The organism is Methylobacterium sp. B1 (assembly GCF_000333255.1).
Classification (GTDB): domain Bacteria; phylum Pseudomonadota; class Alphaproteobacteria; order Rhizobiales; family Beijerinckiaceae; genus Methylobacterium; species Methylobacterium fujisawaense.
Genome location: NZ_BACT01000388.1, coordinates 1 through 1136, shown reverse-complemented (window position 1 = coordinate 1136; position 1136 = coordinate 1). Strand labels below are relative to the sequence as shown.

Sequence of the window (1136 nt, the reverse complement as noted above, 5' to 3'; positions counted from 1 at the left end):
CGCGCGCGATCAGGCCGGCGATCACCCGGAAGGCGACGAGGGCGACGCCCGACGGCCGACCGGCATGCTGGCTCGGCATGTTGACGAGGACGCGCGGCATTGCGGTTCTGACGGCTCCGAGCGAGAGGGGAGGGATTGCCGGCCCGTCAGGCGCGGCCGGCGACCTGGAGGATGATGTCGGCGAGCGCGCGCTGCATCCGGTCCGCTGCGTAGCGGGACAATGCCCGTTCCCGGGCGAGATCGGTTCGCGTCGCGAAGGCGTCGGGGTTTTCGAGCAGCTCCGACAGGGCAGCGGCCAAACGGTCCGGTCGCCGTGGCGGCACCAGCGTTCCGGCCGCGCCGCCGTCGAGAATCTCCGCAGAGGCACCCGCATCCGTGGCGACCACCGGCACGCCGACGCGCATCGCCTCGACGAGGGTGCGGCCGAACGGTTCCGGATCGACTGAGGGGTGCACGACCACGTCGACCGCCTGCATCAGTCGGGGGACGTCGTCGCGCTGGCCGAGGAACGTGATCCGGTCCGACAGCCGGTACTTGGCCACAAGGTCCCTCAGATGCGCCGCGTAGGCATCCTCGCCGAAGAGCGGCGCCCCCACCACGATGCAGTGGAGGCCGGGCAGGCGCGCGAGCGCCTCGATCAGCACGTCCTGTCCCTTCCAGGGCGCGATGCGGCTGAACACGCCCACGAGCGGACCCGCCGGAAGGCCGAGTTCCGCGCGCAGCGCCGCGGCGGGCCGGGGGTCGCGGTCGAGGTCGAGGCCGTTCGGCACGATACGGATCAGGGATCGGCGTCCCCCGCCCTGAACGAAGGCCCGCGCTGCGGCTTCGGACGGCACGATCACCCGGGTCGCGCAGAGATTGGCGAGGCACACCTGGGCGATGCGCTGGGCCCGCCCGAAATGCGCGCTGTCGAGGATGTCGTGCAGGTGCCAGACCAGGGGGCGTCCGACGCAGCGCGCGGCGAAGGCGGACAGCAGGAAAGCCTTCTGCGAATTCGCGTAGACGACGTCGCAGGCGCGCGCCGCCCGCGCGATCTCCAGGGCCAGGGCGCCGAGCCGGCCTAGCACCGGCAGGGCGCTCAGGGGCGAGGCATCCCGCCGGAGAGCCGCCAGGGAGGTCCGACGCCGTGCAAGACG

The 1136-nt window shown here is 72.7% G+C and carries 1 protein-coding gene; it reads right to left on the bottom strand.

The window, feature by feature from the left end; all coding sequences use genetic code 11:
* Positions 1-146: 146 nt before the first annotated feature.
* Positions 147-1136: glycosyltransferase family 4 protein (locus I53_RS11375; protein WP_043350619.1), on the bottom strand; the 990-nt coding region annotated here is incomplete at its 5' end.